Origin of the sequence: Streptomyces abyssomicinicus (genome assembly GCF_008974245.1) — a bacterium.
Lineage (GTDB): Bacteria > Actinomycetota > Actinomycetes > Streptomycetales > Streptomycetaceae > Streptomyces > Streptomyces abyssomicinicus.
In genome coordinates this window covers 1,095,624-1,112,976 of record NZ_BBZI01000005.1, presented here as the reverse complement: position 1 = coordinate 1,112,976, position 17,353 = coordinate 1,095,624, and the positions used below count along the sequence as shown (strand labels likewise).

Annotated in this window: 13 protein-coding genes; 6 read left to right on the top strand and 7 right to left on the bottom strand. The window is 72.3% G+C overall.

What is annotated here, in order from left to right:
* Positions 1 to 45: 45 nt before the first annotated feature.
* Positions 46 to 1,842 carry a 2-isopropylmalate synthase gene (gene leuA, locus GBN72_RS04515; protein WP_151770287.1) on the top strand — a complete coding sequence of 599 codons (1,797 nt, stop codon included), beginning with the start codon at positions 46 to 48 and terminating at the stop codon, positions 1,840 to 1,842.
* Positions 1,843 to 1,982: 140 nt separating this feature from the next.
* On the opposite strand, the gene GBN72_RS04510 is transcribed toward leuA, so the two are convergent.
* The 3 genes from GBN72_RS04510 to GBN72_RS04500 form a co-directional block, all read right to left on the bottom strand.
* Positions 1,983 to 2,930 (bottom strand): hypothetical protein, encoded by a 948-nt coding sequence (locus GBN72_RS04510; RefSeq protein ID WP_151770286.1) that lies wholly within the window; start codon positions 2,928 to 2,930, stop codon positions 1,983 to 1,985.
* A 64-nt stretch (positions 2,931 to 2,994) separates the two neighbouring features.
* Positions 2,995 to 3,306: an AzlD domain-containing protein gene (locus GBN72_RS04505; protein WP_151770285.1), complete on the bottom strand. Its 312-nt coding sequence runs from the start codon at positions 3,304 to 3,306 to the stop codon at positions 2,995 to 2,997.
* Entirely contained in the window at positions 3,303 to 4,043 is a 741-nt protein-coding gene (locus GBN72_RS04500) for an AzlC family ABC transporter permease (protein ID WP_164540377.1), read from the bottom strand. Before GBN72_RS04500 ends, GBN72_RS04505 begins: the two co-directional genes overlap by 4 nt.
* Positions 4,044 to 4,279: 236 nt before the next feature.
* Here GBN72_RS04500 and GBN72_RS33980 point away from each other — a divergent pair, with 236 nt between their 5' ends.
* A complete protein-coding gene (locus GBN72_RS33980) occupies positions 4,280 to 6,046 on the top strand; it encodes a hypothetical protein (protein WP_176604103.1) in 1,767 nt (588 codons plus the stop codon).
* Between the two features lie 202 nt (positions 6,047 to 6,248).
* Here the strand turns inward: GBN72_RS33980 and GBN72_RS04490 are convergent, their stop codons facing one another.
* From GBN72_RS04490 to GBN72_RS04480, 3 genes are all read right to left on the bottom strand, one after another.
* A complete protein-coding gene (locus tag GBN72_RS04490; protein WP_151770939.1) occupies positions 6,249 to 6,866 on the bottom strand; it encodes a restriction endonuclease in 618 nt (205 codons plus the stop codon).
* Positions 6,867 to 7,270: 404 nt separating this feature from the next.
* Complete coding sequence (locus GBN72_RS04485; RefSeq protein WP_151770283.1) at positions 7,271 to 8,074, bottom strand: MBL fold metallo-hydrolase; 804 nt, start codon at positions 8,072 to 8,074, stop codon at positions 7,271 to 7,273.
* 175 nt (positions 8,075 to 8,249) lie between these two features.
* Complete coding sequence (locus GBN72_RS04480) at positions 8,250 to 9,470, bottom strand: bifunctional class I SAM-dependent methyltransferase/NUDIX hydrolase (protein WP_151770282.1); 1,221 nt, start codon at positions 9,468 to 9,470, stop codon at positions 8,250 to 8,252.
* Positions 9,471 to 10,338: 868 nt separating this feature from the next.
* On the opposite strand from GBN72_RS04480, the gene GBN72_RS04475 reads away from it, so the two are divergent.
* The 3 genes from GBN72_RS04475 to GBN72_RS04465 all read left to right on the top strand — a co-directional run bounded on the left by GBN72_RS04475 (position 10,339) and on the right by GBN72_RS04465 (position 14,353).
* Positions 10,339 to 11,655 (top strand): sugar porter family MFS transporter, encoded by a 1,317-nt coding sequence (locus tag GBN72_RS04475; RefSeq protein ID WP_151770281.1) that lies wholly within the window; start codon positions 10,339 to 10,341, stop codon positions 11,653 to 11,655.
* A gap of 153 nt (positions 11,656 to 11,808) precedes the next feature.
* Positions 11,809 to 12,666: an aldo/keto reductase gene (locus GBN72_RS04470; protein WP_151770280.1), complete on the top strand. Its 858-nt coding sequence runs from the start codon at positions 11,809 to 11,811 to the stop codon at positions 12,664 to 12,666.
* 328 nt (positions 12,667 to 12,994) lie between these two features.
* Positions 12,995 to 14,353 carry an FAD-dependent oxidoreductase gene (locus GBN72_RS04465; RefSeq protein ID WP_151770938.1) on the top strand — a complete coding sequence of 453 codons (1,359 nt, stop codon included), beginning with the start codon at positions 12,995 to 12,997 and terminating at the stop codon, positions 14,351 to 14,353.
* Between the two features lie 42 nt (positions 14,354 to 14,395).
* Here the strand turns inward: GBN72_RS04465 and GBN72_RS04460 are convergent, their stop codons facing one another.
* Positions 14,396 to 16,036 (bottom strand): ABC-F family ATP-binding cassette domain-containing protein, encoded by a 1,641-nt coding sequence (locus GBN72_RS04460; RefSeq protein WP_151770279.1) that lies wholly within the window; start codon positions 16,034 to 16,036, stop codon positions 14,396 to 14,398.
* A gap of 554 nt (positions 16,037 to 16,590) precedes the next feature.
* On the opposite strand from GBN72_RS04460, the gene GBN72_RS04455 reads away from it, so the two are divergent.
* Entirely contained in the window at positions 16,591 to 17,244 is a 654-nt protein-coding gene (locus tag GBN72_RS04455) for a transglycosylase SLT domain-containing protein (protein WP_151770278.1), read from the top strand.
* The last annotated feature ends 109 nt before the right edge of the window (positions 17,245 to 17,353 follow it).

Below are 17,353 nucleotides of genomic sequence, written 5' to 3'. Positions count from 1 at the left end.
GGCTGAGCCGGTCTCCAACGGCCGACCGAAGGAAGCACTGTACCGATGACTCCCAGCCCCCTCCCGACCGGCACGGCGTTCCCCACCCTGCGTACCCCCGACGGCGACCTCCCCGCGGACGCACCCCGCTGGAACCCTCAGCGTCCGAGCGCGATGCCACACCACCGTTACCGGCCCGCGGAAGAGCGCGTCCCCCTGCCGCTGACGGACCGCACCTGGCCCTCACGCAGGCTGGAACGCGCCCCGCTGTGGGTGCCCGTGGACCTGAGGGACGGCAACCAGGCGCTGGCCGAACCGATGGACACCGAACGCAAGCGCCGGATGTTCGACCTCCTGGTCACCATGGGCTACAAGGAGATCGAGGTCGGCTACCCCTCCGCCAGCCGGACCGACTTCGACTTCGTCCGGCACCTGGTCACCGAGGACGCCGTGCCCGACGACGTGACCGTCTCCGTGTTCACCCCGGCGCGCATGGACCTGATCGACCGGACCATCGCCTCCGTCGCGGGGCTGCCCCGCGCCCTCGTCCACCTCTACACCGCCACCGCTCCCGCCTGGCGGGACGTCGTGCTGGGCCGCTCCCGCGCCGAGGTGCACGCCCTGATCCACGAGGCCGCCACCCACCTGATGCGCCGCGCCGAGGAACACCCGCACGCCGACATCCGGTTCGAGTTCTCGCCCGAGGTCTTCAACCTCACCGAGCCGGACTTCGTCCTGGAGGTGTGCAACGGCCTGACCGAGCTGTGGGACGCCGACCCCGGCAGGCCCGTGGTGCACAACCTGCCGGCGACCGTCGAGATCGCCACCCCCAACGTGTACGCGGACCAGATCGAGTACATGGACCGCCACCTCGCACGCCGCGACGCCGTGATCCTCTCGGTGCACCCGCACAACGACCGCGGCACCGGCGTCGCCTGCGCCGAACTCGCCGTCCTGGCGGGCGCGCAACGCGTCGAGGGCTGCCTGTTCGGCAACGGGGAGCGCACCGGCAACGTCGACCTGGTGAGCCTGGCTCTGAACCTGTACGCGCAGGGCGTCAACCCGATGATCGACTTCTCCGACATCGACGCGGTGCGCGAGGTCGTGCAGCACTGCAACCGGCTGCCGGTCCACCCGCGCCACCCCTACGGCGGCGACCTCGTCCACACCGCCTTCTCCGGCACCCACCAGGACGCGATCTCCAAGGGCCTGGCCCACCACGCCAAGCAGGCGGCCGAACTCGGCGTCCCGGCCGACCAGGCGCCCTGGGCGGTGCCCTACCTGCCCATCGACCCGGGTGACATCGGACGCACCTACGAGGAGGTCATCCGCATCAACTCGCAGTCCGGCAAGGGCGGAATCGCCCACCTGCTCCAGATCCACCACGGCCTGGACCTGCCCCGCGCCATGCGTCCGGACTTCTCCCGCACGGTGCAGGAGGTGACCGACGCGACCGGCGAGGAACTGTCGCACAAGAAGCTGTGGGACCTGTTCCGCGCCACCTACCTCGCTCCTGGCCTGGACGGCCCGGTCACCCTGAAGTCCTGGACCACCGCCGAACTCACGCCCGGCAAGCACCGGTTCACCTGCACCCTGCTCACCGACGGGCGCGAAGCGCGCTGCGAGGGGGCCGGCAACGGACCTCTGTCCGCCTTCGCCGACGCCTTGGCCGGCATCAAAGTCGCCGTCGACATCCTCGGATACACGGAGCACTCCACCGCCACCGGGCCGAACAGCCCGGCCGTCGCCTACGCCCGGTGCCGGGTCGGCGACGTGACCCGATGGGGCGCCGGCCTGGACACCTCGGTGCTCACCGCCTCCGTCCACGCCGTCCTGTCCGCCGTCAACCGCTCCGGGCGCTGACCCGGATCTCCGTGCCGGCCGCACGGTGGTGACCGCAGTCACCAGACGTCCGGCCGGCCCGGAGGGACGCTCGCGGTCCGCGAACGCCGTCCTGTCCCGGTCCGGTCGGGTCGGGCCCGGTCAGGTCGGGCCCGGTCAGGTCACCTCCGGATCGTGCGAGGCGGCCGTGCCGCGGCCGGGCCGGACTCCGCCCGCGCCGAGGCCCGCACGTACCCCACGGCGACGGCGACCAGCACACAGATCAGGGCCAGGGCGACGGCGTCGAAGGAACCGTGGAAGGCGCACTCCGCGAGGTAGGTCGCACCCGGCAGGGTGGTGAGCAGCACCGTCGCCACCATCGGATCGGTCCGTTGCAGACCGGACTGCAACCAGTACAGCGGCAGCGTCACCGCGAGAACGCCGGTGAGCATCGTCCCCGGCAGCCGCCCGGCCCAGTCCCCGCCGGGCCCTCCCACGGCGAGCAGCAGCACCCCGCCGAGCAGGTAGGTGAGGTGGAAGCGATGCGCGGTGACGTACACCGGATCGACGCCGCGCCGCCCCAACTCGACGGAGAGCAGGGCGATCACGGGCGCTCCGCAGCCCGCGACCACGACCAGGGCGAGCCCCGCGACCAGGCCCGGCCCCAACCCGGCGTCCGCGGTGATCCGGTGCGCGACGGCGACTCCGAGGAGCACCAGCAGGCCGGCGGCGCACCAGCCCCTCCCCGAGGCACGGGGGGCATGGCCGGCCAGGCCGAACAGCGCGAGCACGACCGGCCCGACGGCGGTCTCGACCCCGGTCGCCGCCGTCGCCGGAACCCAGGTCAGGCCGGCGTAGAAGCTGAGGAAGGTGGCGGCCGTGACGGCGTTCAGCGCCAGCATCAGCCCGGGAGCACGCCCTGCGCGGCCCGGAACGGCCGCGCCCCGTGCCGCGCCCCGTGCCGCGCCACGCGGCCGGCGGACCAGCAGCACCGCGTTGAACAGCACGGCGGCGGAGGCGAACCCGGCACAGGACAGGGCGAGGCTGTAGCCGGAGTCCAGGGTGCCGGACACGAACCCGTACACGCCCGCCTGGAGCAGCACGGAGGCGACGACGCACAGGACGGGCACGGTCAGCCCCCCGCCCCGACGAGGTGGCGGCGGGCCCCGGTCTCCTCCGGCCGGAACCGTCGCCTCACGCGCCCACGCCCAGGTGTCGCAGGCCGGCGGTGGTGGCGGCCGCCGCGACCACCACGACCAGGAACGGTGCCCGCCGCCACAGGGCGAGGGCCGCGACGGCGAGTCCGGCCACGCGGGCGTCGAGAAGCAGGCGCTGGTCGGAGACGAAGGTCTGCGTGGCGATGAGCCCCGCGAGCAGCGCGACCGGCACCGCGCCGGTGACGCGGGCCACCGACGGCCGGCCGAGCACACGCGCGGGCACCAGCAGGCCTGCCAGCTTCAGCAGATAGCAGGCGGCCGCCGCGAGCAGGATCCACGACCAGCTCATGCCGCGCCCCCGTGCCGCGTGGGGATCGTCCTCCGCTTGGCGCCACCGGCCTCCGCCGGCGGCAGCAGCGCGAGGCCCAGCACGGTGAGGCCGGCGGCGAGCACCGGCAGACCCGAACCGGCGAAGGGGGCCACGGCCGTCGCCACCACGGCCGCCGCCGCGAAGACCAGCCGCCCGTCCCGCTCCCGCAGCCGGGGCGCCACGAGCGCCAGGAACGCGGCCGAGGAGGCCGTGTCGAACCCGAGGGCTTCCGGGTCCGCGAGCAGGGAGCCGGACAGGGCCCCGGCCAGCGTGGCCAGGTTCCAGCAGAGGAACACCACGGAGCCGGTGACCCAGTAGGCCGCGCGGCGCTCCGGAGGCGTCCGACGGGCGATCGCCATCGCCGCGCTCTCGTCGCTCAGCAGGTGCGCGGCCGGCAGCAGGGCCGCCCTCCGCAGACCGAGAACCGGCCGCAGGCTCACACCGTAGAAGAGGCCGCGCACCCCGAGCAGGGCCGCCGTCGCGGACGCGGCGAGTCCGCCTCCGCCGGCCGCGAGCGTCCCGACCAGGGCGAGTTGGGCCGACCCGCCGTAGAGGACGAGTGACAGGAACTGCGTCTGAGCGACCGTCAGGCCGCCGGCGACGGCCAGCGCGCCGTAGGACAGCCCGTAGGCGCCGACCGCCAGACCGACACCGGCCGCGTCCCTGACCAGCCTCGCTTTCTCCTTGCCCGGCAGCCGACCGGCACAAGACACCACGGAACCCCCTGCACCACGTGACGGAGCGGCCTGACTTCGGACACCACTCCTCGAAGTGTCATGCAGAATACGCACGATGACTCTCCCTTGTCATCGAGATGCCTTGTATTGACATTCCGGTCCAGACTCTCGGGGGGCCGCGTCATCCAGGCCGTCTACGATGACGTGACGCGCAGCCATGAACGCCCGGTCCTCACGGCGCGACGACACGGGCGTGCGACGACGGGACGACGAAGATGAGCAGCGTGGCCGAGCGACACCGCATGCTGGAGGAGCACGCAGCCGGCGGCCGGCGGGCCGTGGTGAGCGAGGTCGTGGACGTGCCCGCCTCCGACCTGCGGCAGGCCGAGGAGCACGATGTCGCGCTGCTGCTCGTGCTCGGCGAACTCTGCGCCCGCGCGGAGGGCGGGGAGTCGGCCGCGCCCACCCTGCTGGCGACGGCCGCGAGGTACGTCGACACCTCGTTCCTCCACACCGGCAGGATCCTCCCCAGGACCGAGGAGCTGATCGGCCTCCTCGACCGCGCCGTGCGGGAGCGCTCGCTCGACCTGCTGGTCGAGGTGGCCGACCACTTCAGCCAGGGATGGGCCGGTTACGCCGACTCCGTGTTCCCCGCGGCCTTCGCCCGGCTGGCCGCCGCGGCAGGCCTGGCGGCGGAGCCCGATGCCTTCGCCCGGGTCTCCTTCACGCTGTGGCGCGAGGGCCTCGCCGCGGCCGCCGGCGACGATCCTGAGCGTGCGGTGCCGCTGTTCCGGTCGTCCCTGGAGCGCTACCGGAAGTACCGCTACTACGCCGACGCCTCCTGGCTGCACACCGACCTCGTCGTCGCCCACCTGCTCGCCGGACGCCGGGAGGAGGCCGCGGCCGAACTGGAGGCGCAGCGCTCCTACGTGGAGAAGGTGCTCGCCGAGCACGCGCCGACGGCGTCAGGGCCGGGCGAGGGGCGGCCCTTCGCCTTCCACCTCGGGGACGTGCGGAGCGGCCGGTACAGCACCTTCGTCGAGTCCGCCGCTCTGCGTCCGACGGAGCTGACCGAGCGGGACCGCGCACTGCTCCTGCGCTACGTCCGCGCGAGCGAGTCCTTGCTGTCCGCCGCCCGGTACGGCGCACGGCGGGACTTCGACGCGGCGCTCGACGTCTTCGCCTTCGGCTGGGCCGCCTACCGGCAGTCGCCCTACCCCAGGATCTTCCGGCAGCTGGGCGACCGGTACCTGGAGCCCGCGGAGCGAGGGAGCGCGCACCTCACGGCGTACGAGAACTGGCACCGGATGCTGCGCGGTTACCGCGTCCGGGTGAAGCCGGGTGCGCTGGTCGCCACGGCCGCCACGCTGCACGACCGCCTCTCCCATGCCGGACTCCACGCCTGCGCCGCGCTCGTCCTGCTGGACACGGCCGTCCTGCACGCCCGGCTGCACGGCAGGCGCACGGCGGTGGAGTGGGTCGCCCGCTACCTGCGCGATCTGCGCCCGGTCCTGCCGGAGGCGCTCGGCGTCGTGTCCGACTACCTCCAGGCGCCCCGCGGCACCGAGCGGGGCCAACTGCTCAGCCGGTACATCGGGCTGCGCGCCGCACACCTCGCGCCCGAGTTCCTCTCCCTCGACCTGGACGACGAGCACCTGCCCGACCCGAACCGCCTGGAAGTCGCGCTCTACGGGCCCCTGCTGTCGATCGAGGGCGTCACCGTCCACGAGCGCACACCTCAGCCCCTCGTCGACGTCCTGCGCGTGCTCGGCCAGGACTGGGAGCGGCACCGCGCGGCCGGGACCGAGCCGCCGTACCTCTCCGCCGGCGAGCTGGCGGAGCGCACCGGCCGCACCGCCGCGGCGCTCGCACAGACGGTGCGCCGATTCCGCATGGCCTGTCAGGAACGCCTCGGCGAGGTCGCGGACCTGGGCATCGGCCAGGACGCCGTCATCCAGGGCCGCCCCGGTTACCGGCTGAACCCCCGGAGCGTCCACCGCTTCACGCACTGCCCGACCGACGCGCCGGGCGGGCCGGCGTGAGGAACGCGGAGGTACTGATCCTTCGCCGCGCGGTCGCGCCGCCGCGCCGACAGGCTGTGGTCCGCAGCGGATCCGGCACTCCGCCGTCGAACGCGGCGCCGGGCACACCCGCGCCCTGCCGGGCGGGGCGACCTGACCCGTCGATCGCCAGGTCCCCCGGACACGGGCCGCAACCCCACGCACGGGACGGCAGGTCGCGGGCTCAGCCCAGAGCTGTCGGGCGCCTCGGAGGCGGCACGGCGCGCAGCAGCTCCCACAGCGGACGCGATCCCGACGCCCAGGCGGCCAGCGTCTGACGATCCACGACATGCAGCTTCTGTTGCTTCGCGAACGCCACCGCGGGCCCGCTCACCCGGCCGTTCGTCACGATCACCGCGACATCCGCACCATGTACCTGCCGGGCGGTGCCGTTGAGCACCTGCAGATCCGGGGTACCCACGGCAGAACCCTGGGCCCCTGCACGGCGGTGCTTGCACTGGATCACCCAGCGTCGGCCGAAGGGGTCCGTGGCCTTCACGTCCGCCCCCAGGTCGCCGCGGCCGCCGACCCTCTGGGCGTCCCGGCAGCCGTCCCGGTGCATCAGGTCCCGGATCGCGTCCTCGAACCGTGAGTGGTGCAGCGCGTCGAGCTGGGCCAGCCCGTAGCGCAGGGCCTGGGCCCGCGCGGCCTCCCATCGGATCCGCTGCTGCCGGCTGTGCCACCACCCGACGCCCGCCGGCACCGCGAGAGCGAGGGCGACCAGGAGCACCCACCAGTGCGCCACCAACCAGTTCACCACCGTCACGATCAGGACCACGGCGACGACCGCCACCCCGACCATGCCGAGCAGCTGGGCCTCCTGCTGCTGCCGCCGCCTGCTGGGACGCCGTCGACGCCGAGGGCTCACCGGTCCGCCTCCGGCGAGGGGAACAACCCCACCGCTGCGAGTGCCGCCTCGGCAAGGATCATCAGCTCCCGTCGAGCCCCCGGAGCCCACCACGAGTGTCCGCGGACCCGTCTCCCGTCGGAGCGCACATACGACCGTACCCAAGGCATGTAAGCCTCCCCCTCGCGACAGCCTTCCCCTTGAGCGCCCATCCTGGCAGGCGCCACTGACAAAGGGTCAGGGAAAGCCCACGGAGGGTGACCGATGAAGGTGAGCAGGCCCTGGCATGGCCCAGGCGCAGCTGTAGCGGGCTGCCGCGAACCTGCGTGCTCCGAGCCGCCACGCCGGCCGCCGGGTGGTCAACGGGTGATGAACGGCTCGGTCAGGTGCGGGGTCGCGAGGTGGAGGGTGTCCTCTGTGCGGCTCCGGAGCACCTGTTCCCTCGATGCCCTTGCCTGCCCAGGGTCCATTTCGTGGGCGTAGGCGAGTTCGGGGTGGAGCACCTGGATCGCGTGCACGAGCAGGTCACCGGTGACGGCGACCAGTTCGCGCCCGGACTCCACGAGCACGCTCTGGTGTCCGGGTGTGTGACCGGGCGTGGCGAGCACCCGCTCGCCGCCGCGCAGCGAGGTGTCGCCGTCCAGCAGCCATAGATGACCGCCCCTTCGGAGCGGGTCGATCACGGTGGACCGCAGCTGCGGGTTGATCTCCTCGAGCGCATCGAGTTCGGCCCGCTGCAGCAGGTACGCGGCGTTGGGGAAGAACGGTCGTGCCTGCTCGCCGCCGACGACGGCCCAGCCAACGTGGTCGGTGTGGAGGTGCGTGAGCACCACGGTGTCCACGTCGGACGGTTCGATACCCGCGGCGGCCAACGAGGCGGGGAGCGCCCCGGGTACGGGCGCCCACGAGGCCGCCGGGCTGTCCGCCGGGCCGATCCCCGCGTCGACCAGGGTCACGCCCCGGTCGCTGCGGATCGCGAACGCGCGGAACTGGAGCCGCCAGCGCCCCTCGGCGTCGAGCGCGCCGGGATCGAGCCGGTCGGCCGCCGCCCACTGCTCGGTGGTGGCGTCGGGGAACGCCTCCGACCGGGGGGAGAAGAAGGGGCCCACGCCGTCGGCGAGCGCGGTGACGGTGTACGGACCGACCTGAAGGGAAGGGGGCATCCCCCAGATGGTGCCACCGGAGGGCAGCCCCCGACCAGGGCGATCGACCAGGAGTCCACTGCGGGCCGTGAGCGCCTCGTCGAACCGGCAGACCTCGACCCGTGTACGGCACCGGGCGTCAGCCGCCGTCGTCTCCGGAAGGCCGCACGGGAGAGTCTCCGGGTGGCGCCAGCCGCTACTTCCCCATTCGGCCGTGGACGTCCTGACCGGATTCGCGCGGGTCGGCGAAGGAGGTGAAGTGGGCGGGGGGATGGTCGATGGGCAGGTCGGGGCGCCATGCGGTGAGGATCTGGGCGCTGCATTCGAACAGGCCCGGCGGCAGCCCGTCCAGCGGCCACCACCCCCAGTCTCCGACCCGCTCGCCCGGCTGGTCGGCGGGCTCGCCGCTCCACCGCGTGACGAGCGCGCCGAACGTGATCCGGACGACGTCGCCGACCTGGTCCAGGAGCATGCCCAGCAGGCGCACGTCGGCCGGGTCTGCGCGCAGACCGGTCTCCTCGGCCAGTTCGCGCACCACCGTCTCCTCCAGCGGCTCGCCCGGCTCCACCGTGCCGCCGGGCAACTCGAGCGTCCCCCGCCGGTGGCGGCCGAGCAGCAGACCGCGCGGTCCCGCCAACACCGCGCCGACTCCCGCCGCCGCGTGCGCGACGGGTGGCTGGGCCGTACGTGGACGAGAGGTGATCCGCACCGGCCTGCGGACCTGGAAGAGCCGGTACGAGGCATGGTTGCCCGCCTCGGACGCGTCCAGCACGGTGACCTCCTCGGCGCGCAGCCCGTACTGCGCGAGCAGATCCGTCCACAGCTCCGGGGTGAGCACCCACATGTGCACGGTCAGGTCGCCGCCGCCGGCCAGGCGCAGGTTCTCCGGGCGGGGTTTCACCTCCGAAGAGGGGCCGTGCCCGGCCGAGTTGGTGTGCAGCACGGTGAAGTACAGCCGTCCGCCGGGCCTGAGGGCGACCGCCAGGGCGGGCAGCAGTCGGTGCGGGTCGACGAAGTGGACGGCGGACAGGGAGTAGATCACGTCGTACGGCGCCGAAGCGCGCAGATGTGCGACGGCGTCGGCCTGGATCAACCGCAGGCCGGGCAGGCCGTCGTAGCGTACCCGTGCCCGCTCGATCTGAGTCGGTGAGAGATCGACGGCGTCCACGGCGGCGTGACGGGCACGCGCGAGGTGGGCGGCGTGACGGCCCGGGCCACAGCCCAGGTCGAGCACGCGCAGGCCCGTCAGGTCACCGAGGACAGCGTCTCCCGGCCCTGTTCCCGCAGGGCCCCAGGCGATCTCGTCCACCTCGGGCAGGGGCGTGGCCCGGTCGAGGTGGTGTGCCCCGTAGGTGTGCCACACCGCGGCGTTGACGTTCTCCGCAGCGGCCGTACCGGGTGTGTCGGGTGCCGTCATGAAGTCCCCTCCTCGGGCCCGTCGCCGGGGCCCTCCTCGTCACGTCGTCCTGCTCGTCGCCGGGCGATGCCCCGTCCTCCGGCTCGCTGCCGAGCGCCGATGCCTCCCGCTCTTCGTCCCCCTCTCCTCGTGTCTCCATCGTGCCCGAGGCCTTGGGCGGCGCGGTCGGGGATCGGGATGAGGCCCGCCGCCCCGCCCTGGCTTGCGGTCACCCTCGACCGGAGCCCTCGCCGGCGGCGGCACGGCGTCCAGCGGCGGCGGCCTGCCTCCTCGACGAACCCGCACCGCGGTGTCGGAGTCGCCGGCGCCGGACCCGTGAGGCAGCGGCGAACGCCCTCCCCGGCGTGCGAAGCCGCTCGGTTCTGCCTAGCGTCGGAGCATGAGCGCCAGTACGCCTTCCCGTGTCGACGGTGCTGCGGTCCCGATCGGTGGCACCGACAGCCGTACCGCGCGTCGCGATCGCCTGGTTTTCCGACCGTATGCGACGCGCCGAGCGCTCGGTATGTGAACGCGCGTACGCACGCGTGCGGCCGGGCCGGCTGTCCGGCGCCGTCGTACGCGTGTCGGCCCTGGGCTCTCGGCGCCGTCCTCCCATGCCGTACCGAATTCCCTCGGCGGGACGACCGCCGGAGTCCGCGTCCGGTCCGTGATAGGCGACGCAGACAGAGACGAGGAAGGCCACAGCGATGAACCCTCCGTCCTCCGCCCCTCCTGTCGGCCAGGAGCACGCGGTCGTCGGCGACGTCCTGGATCCCGTGAGCGGACCGTTCTCCCATCCGGCCGGCAGCTGGGGACCGGCCGGGGCCGACCGCCTCGTCACCGGCGGCCGCTGGTGTCCCCCGGAGCAGGAACGGCCGCGAGACGCCTCATGAGCAGCACGAGTGACGCGAACGGCCCAGGGCCCGACGCCCACGGGTCCGGCGCCGAAGCCGAGGTATGGCTGCTGGCGGGCGTGACCGCCGCGCTGACCTGTGTGCTTTACGGCTACAGCAGCGGCATCGTGGCCGGTGCGCAGCTGTTCTACGTCCCGCACTTCGACCTGTCGACCAGCCGGCAGAGCTTCGCCGTCTCCTCCTTCCTGCTCGGCGCCGCCCTCAGTGCCCTCACCTCCGGGCGTATCAGCGACCGCATCGGCCGCCGCCGCATCCTGCTCCTCAGCGGGCTGCTCTTCGGCCTCGGTCTCCTCGCCTGCGCGCTGGCTCCCGGCTTCGCGCTGTTCCTGGCCGGCCGCATCACGCAGGGCCTGGCAGCGGGCATCGCGTCGGCCCTGGTTCCGGTCTACCTTTCGGAGATCTCCGACGCACGCAACCGTGGCCGCATGGGCCTGCTCAACCAGCTCGGTCTCACCCTCGGTCTGCTCCTGTCCTACGTCATCGCCCTGATCCTCTCCGCCTCGGGCGACTGGCGCTGGATGTTCGGCGCGGGCGCCGTGGGCGTCGCGCTGTTCCTGCTCCTGTCCCCCACTCTGCGGGAGTCCCCGGCCTGGCACCGCAAGGGGCGGGTCGGGAGCCGGACCGAGTCCGTCGGCGACGAGCGTCCTGTCTCCGTCACCGACCTGTTCACCTCCACCGCCCGCCCGGCCCTGATCATCGGCGCCGCGCTGTGCGCGCTGCAGCAGCTGTGCGGGATCAACGCCGTGCTGTACTTCGCCCCGACCGTCATCAAGACCACCGGCCTGTCGGCGTCGAACGCGATCCTCTACTCGGTGTTCATCGGCGCCCTCAACCTGCTCATGACCTTCGTGTCCGCCCGTCTGGTCGATCGGTGGGGCCGGCGCCCGCTGCTCCTGCTCTCCATGGGGGGAATGCTCGCGACGCTGGTCCCGCTGGGCGCCTGCTTCGTCTGGGACGTCTCCGGACAGAGTGTGATCGCCCTGGTCTGCCTGCTCGGATACGTCGCCTTCTTCGCGATCGGCGCCGGCCCGGTGATCTGGTTGCTGGTCTCCGAGCTGTTCCCGCCGCGGGTACGCGCACGCGGCGCGAGCCTGTGCACGGCCGTGAACTGGATCTGCAACTTCCTGGTCAACCAGTTCTTCCTGCATCTGGTACAGACGCTGGGCGAGGGTCAGACCTTCTGGCTCTTCGCCGCTCTCTGTCTGCTGGGACTTCTCTTCATCGCCCGCAAGGTGCCCGAAACCCGGGGTCGTACCGACTCCGAGATCGCTGACGCCATGGCCCGTCCGTGAAGACCGACGCCGTTCCAGGCTCCGAACGCTCTGCGCCGAGCATCAGCTCTTCCCCGTGGGGAGACCATCGAGCCGGGCGAACACGTCAGCAACGAATGGCTCGAGCCAGTCACCGACAGGTGCGGCGGCAGCTGCCGAAGAAGGAGCGAACACATGACCATCCTGGACGAGACCTACACGCTGACAGGCGGCGTCGAGATCCCCAAGCTGGGCCTCGGCACCTGGTTCATCCACGACGACGAAGTGGCCGACGCGGTCCGCGCAGCCGTGGAGATCGGCTACCGCAACATCGACACCGCCCAGGCATACGGCAACGAGCGGGGCGTCGGCGAGGGGGTGCGCGCATCGGGAGTGCCCCGCGACGAGCTGTTCGTGTCGACCAAGCTGGCTGCGGAGATCAAGGACTACGACCAAGCCCTCATCGCGATCGACGGCTCTCTTGAGAAGCTGGGCCTGGACCACATCGACCTGATGCTGATCCACAGCCCTCAGCCGTGGGACGACTTCCGCGGCGGCGACTACGCGCAGGGCAACCGCGAGGCATGGCGTGCCTTGGAGGACTCCCACCAGGCCGGCAAGATCCGAGCCATCGGGGTCTCCAACTTCCGGCAGCACGACCTGGAGAACGTCCTGCAGGGCGCGTCGGTCGTCCCGCATGTGAACCAGTTGCTCGTGCATGCCGGCAACACCCCCACCGACCTCTTGGCCTACTGCCGGAGCAAGCGGATCCTGGTCGAGGCGTACTCGCCGATCGCCCACGGCGCGATCCTGAAGAACGCCCAGGTCCGGGCGATCGCGGAGAGGTACGGAGTGTCCGTCCCCCAGCTGTGCATCCGCTACACCCTGCAGTTGGGCACCGTGTCGCTGCCGAAGACGGCGAACCCCGAGCACATGCGGTCCAACGCCGAAGTCGACTTCGAGATCTCCGTCGACGACATGGACCTCCTGCGAGACCTGCGCGGCGTGGACTACGGCGAGCACATCGTCTTCCCTGTCTACCGCGGCGAATGACGTCAGGCCGGCCCACCCGGGGTGACGTGCGCTGACGCGTTGTCCCGGATCGCGCGCCGAGCGGTGCGCGACGTCTCCGGTCCCGCTGCAGGCCACGCCTGCCGCGGCGCGATCCCCCACGGGACCCCGATGCCGCGTGCCGCTCCGGCGTCCGCCCCGGGGTGGTTGAGCGCATCGAGGAGGGGATCAACACCTGAAAACCTGTCAAATCACCCCGCCGAGCGCGATACTGGGCCTTCCGACGACGAGCAGCAGGGGAGACGCATCGGTGGATTCCGCACGGAGGACAGGTCGTTCGGACAGGAACAAAGATCGGCACGCGGTCGTGGTGGGCGGGAGCCTCGCAGGGCTGCTCGCCGCTCACGTCCTCGCCGGGCACGCCGACCGGGTGACCATCGTCGAACGGGACCGGTTCCCGGCCGGTACCGGGCCGCGGCCCGGGGTGCCGCAGGCCCGGCATCCGCATGTCCTGCTGGAGGGCGGGCAGGTGGCCCTGGAGTCGCTGCTTCCCGGCTTCGTCGCGGAGCTGCGGGCGGCGGGTGCGCCGCGCGTGGGCATGCCGTCGGACCTGGTGCAGCAGCAGGACGGGCGCTGGTTCAGGAGGCTTGCCGCGACGACGCACATCTACACCGGTTCCCGTGTTCAACTGGAGGAGCTGGTGCGGCGGCGCGTCCTCGCCAACCCGTTGATCAGCGTGGCGGAGAAGACCGAGGTCCTCGGCCTTCGCGGTGACGCCCGGCGGGTGCGGGGCGTCCTGGTCCGCGAGCGCTCCGGTGACGCCCGGGGGACGCGACAGGTCCTCGAAGCCGACCTGGTCGTCGACGCCTCCGGCGCGGGGACGAAGGCTCCGCAATGGCTGACGGCCGTCGGAGCCGAGGCCGTGCGCGAGGAGACCATCGAGACGGGCCTGGCGTACTCCTCCCGCGTGTACCGCGGCCGCAACGGCGTCCTGGACGGCGACACCCGCGGTTACTACGTCTACCCCAGTCCCGCCCAGGTCTACGCCGGTGGTGCGCTGCCCCTGGAGGACGGCACCCACGTGGTCGTCGTCTCGGGGCTCCGCGGCGACGAACCGCCCACGGGCGGCGACGAGTTCGTGACGTACGTCAGGAAGAGGCTGCCGCATCCGCTCCTGCACCGATGGCTGGACGAGGCCGAACCGCTGACTCCCGCGTTCGCGTTCCGGCGGACCGCGAACATCCGCCGCCGCTACGACCTTCCCGGCCGCCGTCCGGCCGGATTCCTCGCCATCGGCGACGCCCTGTGCACGTTCAACCCGATCTACGGTCAGGGCATGGCCGTCGCCGCGATGAGCGCGGTCGTCCTGCGCGACGCACTGGCCGATCCGCGTCGGCCCGCCACGACGCGGCGCGTGCAGAAGGCGCTGCTCGCGGCGTCCAGGCAGGCGTGGGACATCTCGGCCGGGTCCGACCGGTCGATGCCGGGCGCGGTGGGCAACGCCGTGGCGGCCGGGCCGGCGGACCGCATCGCGGACCTGTATCTGCGGCGCGTCCTGGAACGCTACCCCGGTGACCCCGTGGTGGGGCCCGCCTTCCGTTCCGTACTGGGCCTTTGCGCACCGGTCAGCAGCCTGTTCGCCCCGTCCGTGGCCCGGGCCGTGCTCTTCGAGCCGCCCGCGCCGACGCCTGCCGAGCCGCCGACGGCACCGGAGGTCCCCGGGAGGTGAGCGAGACCGCCGGCCGGGCGGGGAGAGGCGGGCCCTCCCCGTTCAGCCGGCCTCGGTGACCTTGCCGTCGACGACCTCGACCCGGCGCGTGGTGCGCACCGAGTCCAGCATGCGCCGGTCGTGGGTCACCAGCAGCAGCGTCCCGGTGTACACCTCCAGCGCCGACTCCAGCTGCTCGATGGCCGGCAGGTCGAGGTGGTTGGTCGGCTCGTCCAGGACCAGCAGATTGACCCCCTTGCCCTGGAGCAGGGCGAGACCCGCGCGGGTGCGCTCGCCGGGCGAGAGCGTGGTCGCGGGCCGCAGCACATGAGCGGCGCGCAGGCCGAACTTGGCGAGGAGCGTGCGCACCTCGGCGGGCTCTGTCTCGGGGACGGCGGCGCAGAAGGCGTCCAGCAGGCTCTCCGTGCCGTGGAAGAGCTTGCGCGCCTGGTCCACCTCGCCCACCACGACGCCCGATCCGAGCGATGCGTGGCCTGTGTCCAGCGGCAGCCTGCCGAGCAGGGCGGCGAGCAGGGTGGACTTGCCCGCACCGTTGGCGCCGGTGATGGCGACCCGGTCGGCCCAGTCGATCTGCAGGGTGGCCGGACCGAACGAGAAGTCACCCCGGGTGACGACGGCGTCGCGAAGGGTGGCCACCACGGAGCCGGAGCGCGGCGCCGAGGCGATCTCCATCCGCAGCTCCCACTCCTTGCGGGGCTCCTCGACGACGTCGAGGCGCTCGATCATGCGCTGGGTCTGCTTGGCCTTGGCCGCCTGCTTCTCGCTGGCCTCGCTGCGGAACTTGCGGCCGATCTTGTCGTTGTCGGTGGCCTTGCGACGGGCGTTCTTGACGCCCTTGTCCATCCATCCCCGCTGCATCTGGGCACGGCCTTCGAGCGCGGAGCGCTTGTCGGCGTACTCCTCGTACTCCTCGCGGGCGTGGGTGCGGGCGCGTTCGCGTTCCTCCAGGTAGGAGGCGTACCCGCCGCCGTAGAGGTTGATCTGCTGCTGGGCGAGGTCCAGTTCCAGGACCTTGGTGACCGTGCGCATCAGGAACTCGCGGTCGTGGCTGACCACGACGGTGCCGGCCCGCAGCTCGGAGACGAAGCGCTCCAGGCGTTCCAGACCGTCGAGGTCGAGGTCGTTGGTGGGCTCGTCGAGGAGGAAGACGTTGTAGCGCGAGAGGAGCAGCGAGGCCAGTCCGGCGCGTGCGGCCTGCCCGCCGGAGAGGGCGGTCATCGGAAGGTCGAGGCCGACGGTCAGGCCGAGGTCGGCAGCGACCTCGTCGGCCCGCTCGTCCAGGTCGGCGCCGCCGAGCGCGAGCCAGCGCTCCAGGGTCTCCGAGTAGGCGTCGTCGGCACCGGGTGCGCCGTCGACCAGCGCCTGGGTCGCGGCGTCCATCGCGGTCTGGGCGTCGGCGACCCCCGTGCGGCGGGCGAGGAACTCCCGCACGGACTCCCCCGCGCGGCGCTCGGGTTCCTGTGGCAGGTGGCCGACGGTGGCGGTGGGCGGGGAGAGCCGGAGCTCGCCCTCCTCGGGCCGGTCGAGTCCGGCGAGCAGGCGGAGCAGCGAGGACTTGCCTGCGCCGTTGGCTCCCACGAGACCGATCACGTCTCCGGGCGCGACGACGAGGTCGAGTCCGGTGAAGAGGGTGCGGTCACCGTGTCCGGCGGCGAGTTCCTTGGCGACGAGGGTGGCAGTCATCAGGGTGCCGATCCTAACGAACGGGAGCGTGGCCCCCGGCCACCCCGGTGGGCGAACCCCGCCCCCCTGACACCCGTGGGCGGCGGCGGGCGACCGAGGCTCGACCCTCCGGCGCACCGCCCGCCCCCACAGGGCCGTCACAGGCGCCGCTCCCCCTGCATCCTCCCGGCACCGGGAACCCCGCCTCTCGCGCCCCACCCTGACGGAGAGCGTTGCTTCGGCAACTCCATGCGACGGTAGAGCCCCGTACTTGTGAGGACAGGCATGGGGCGCGCGTCACGTACGAGAGAAGTTAGAGGTCGCGAGCGATCGACCGACCCCTCTGAACTGGAACGACGCACTCTCGCAGGGAATCGATGACAGTGACCTACGATCCAGCACCGTAGATCACACCTTTGCTTTGCGATTTCCCCGTCGCTAAGAATTGCACTCGTCGCTCAGCAAGCCGCGTCATCCGACCGCGGCACCCCCGTGCCAATGAGGGCACCCCCTGGTCCGCAGCGAGCGGACACCGACCGAGGAGCGACTCCCGCGCCAAGTCGAAGAGGTGCCCCATGCGTAACTTCACCTTCACCGCCCCCGCCGCAACCAAGATCCAGAAGGTGGGCATCGCCGGCGGTTTCGCCGCGCTCGCCGCGGCCACCACCTTCGGTCTCGCCGCGACCGCGGACCAGCAGCCGGCACAGGCCGCCGCGAAGCCCGCCGCCGCCACGACCGCCACCACCGCCACCGTCCTGTCCGGCACCACGGACAAGGCCGTCGGCGAGCGCGCCGGTGACGCGGTGAGCCGCTCCGCCGACCGCGTCGAGGTCCAGCAGGTGGCCTACAAGATGCCGGTGTCGCCCGAGAAGTCTGAGAAGTCTGAGAAGTCCGAGAAGAAGACCTACACGGACAACCTCGACGGATGGATCCGCGAGTCGCTCGACATCATGCAGGCGAAGGGCATCCCGGGCACCTACCACGGGCTGCACAAGAACATCATCCGTGAGTCCTCGGGCAACCCGAAGGCCATCAACGACTGGGACATCAACGCCGTCAACGGCATCCCGTCCAAGGGCCTGCTCCAGGTGATCCCCCCGACCTTCGAGGCCTACCACGTCGACGGCACCCCCGACGACATCTGGAACCCGGTCTCCAACATCACCGCCGCCGCCAACTACGCGGCCGACAAGTACGGCTCCATCGACAACGTCAACAGCGCGTACTGAGCGGACACCACACCTCTGACGAAGAGGCACCACGCGGGACCGAAGGGCGGCGCCCCCACCAGGGGCGCCGCCCTTCGGCACGCCCAGCACCCCCTGCCGCGTGCCGGTC